Below are 1,846 nucleotides of genomic sequence, written 5' to 3'. Positions count from 1 at the left end.
AGCCAGCACAAATAGCAAATTGCCATCCAACTCTTGACCTCGAATTTGATTAACACTTTTTAAGAGACACTAGTGGTCGTAAGTTATTCTTTATTGAATGCGGCGGATTACGGGATTCCCCAAGACCGTCACCGTGTGTTCATTGTCGGTTTTTTGAAAGAACTGAACTGTACCTTCTGCTTTCCGAAACCATTGGGAAAACCATATGTCACACTAAGAAGGGCAATAGGAGACATCACGGAAAGTCCCAGGCAATACGTAAATGAAAAGGTAATTCAGGAATATGGAGAATGGCATAACCATGATATATTTGCAGGATTATGGGATGCTAAATTCATGGCACGTAACCGGGTGCGTTCATGGGATGAAACTTCATTCACGATTCAGGCGCAAGCAAAGAACTGCCCATTGCATCCCCAAGCTCCTAAAATGAAATATGTGTCGCAAAGTCAACGTGTATTTTTACAAGGATCTGAACACTTATATCGCAGGCTTAGTATTAGAGAATGTGCAAGAATCCAGACTTTCCCGGATAGATTTCTTTTTTTCTATGACAAAGTGCAAGACGGTTATAAAATGGTTGGCAATGCTGTCCCTCCACGTTTGGCAAAGTTTTTAGCTTTGGCGATAAAGGAATCATTGAATGCTAACCCGATAAGAGATGAAAAACCAGTAAATGTGCTGGTCGCTTATTATAAAGATGATGACCAATTGTGTCTGACTTTGAAAAATAAGCTTTATTATGTACGTGCCGGATTACGCCGTGGTGCTTTGCAAATACCGAAGGGAATGGTCTATCCGGTTTATTTGCTATTGCATAACCATAACAACAGGTTTTTATTTCGTATCATTCCGGAATATCCTGAACTAATGTCGGCATCAGACTTGATCAAATTAGGTTTTACGCCTTTAGGTAAAGAGTATTTTGTGTTTAGATTGGAAAGTTCCCAAAACATTAATCTTGCAGGAATGGATCTTTCAAGGGTGCAGATTAAAGGAAAGAGCCATAATATAGCCATTCCGTATATTTCCGATATTAAAGAAATTATTCAGTAAGAAAACAATCTTTTGTGAATCTTTTGTCGACAATAGTCCGTTGCGTGATTGTCTACATATCCATATTTTTGCATCATTATGGATATAAATGAAATTTTTGGAAAGAACGTGATGGAGAAAAGACTATCACTAAAATTTTCACAAGAGACATTAGCCAATATGGCTGATATTGATAGAACTTATTTGCCGGATATTGAAAAAGGCAGAAGGAACGTGTCTCTAAAAGTTGCGGAGAAAATCGCAAAAGCATTAAATGTTTCACTAAAGGACTTGCTGTAATTATGACTAATTTTATTAATTCAGAACATAATGTGGAAAAACTGTTTCCAGTAGGAACAACCTTTTATTTTGAAGGGAAAGAATACAAAGTTTCACTTTGTGGAAAGCCTCGTCCTTCTCAGGGTGAATGTAAAACAGATGTTTACATAAAAGGAATAGCTTCAGATGGAGAAGTTAGAGAATTAAAAATATCAGTCAAGCAAAAAAATGCAGATTTTTTAGAGAATAAGATGTCTGTAGATAGGGCATATGAGATTTTGGGCAAAGATGCTTCAGATATTATTCTGCGTTGTTTACGTTCTATACAAGATAGGTTTGAAGATGATTGTTTGGTCTATTTTGAGAAAAGAGGTAGAACAGGAGCACATACAATGAAATTGGGTTGGAAATTTGAGTTGCTTAATAAGTTAAGCGGAGAAAAATCAGGAGTTTTAGAACTTACGGATGAGCAAAAAAAAGATGTTTTTGCAGGAATCAACTTATCTCAGGATAAGAAAAACAGTCGTGTAAA

At 36.6% G+C, this 1,846-nt stretch carries 2 protein-coding genes and 1 pseudogene; all 3 read left to right on the top strand.

Annotation, left to right across the window (positions count from 1 at the left end; genetic code table 11):
• Window positions 1-72 precede the first annotated feature (72 nt).
• On the top strand, window positions 73-1,056 hold the full coding sequence (locus tag JX312_RS13005; RefSeq protein WP_255563929.1) for a DNA cytosine methyltransferase: 984 nt from the start codon (window positions 73-75) through the stop codon (window positions 1,054-1,056).
• Window positions 1,057-1,134: 78 nt separating this feature from the next.
• Complete coding sequence (locus tag JX312_RS13000; protein ID WP_123404863.1) at window positions 1,135-1,335, top strand: helix-turn-helix domain-containing protein; 201 nt, start codon at window positions 1,135-1,137, stop codon at window positions 1,333-1,335.
• A 2-nt stretch (window positions 1,336-1,337) separates the two neighbouring features.
• Window positions 1,338-1,846 (top strand): annotated as a pseudogene (locus tag JX312_RS12995) (hypothetical protein); the annotation flags it as partial.

Source organism: Barnesiella sp. CU968 (assembly GCF_905219685.1).
In the GTDB taxonomy this organism is placed as follows: Bacteria; Bacteroidota; Bacteroidia; order Bacteroidales; family Muribaculaceae; genus Lepagella; species Lepagella muris_A.
The sequence above is the reverse complement of the archived record's forward strand: the minus strand, read 5'-3'. Positions and strand labels throughout refer to the sequence as shown.

Coding starts and splice junctions, on each gene's coding strand:
- JX312_RS13000 (WP_123404863.1), top strand. CDS start 1,135: ATGGATATAAATGAAATTTTTGGAAAGAACGTGATGGAGAAAAGACTA.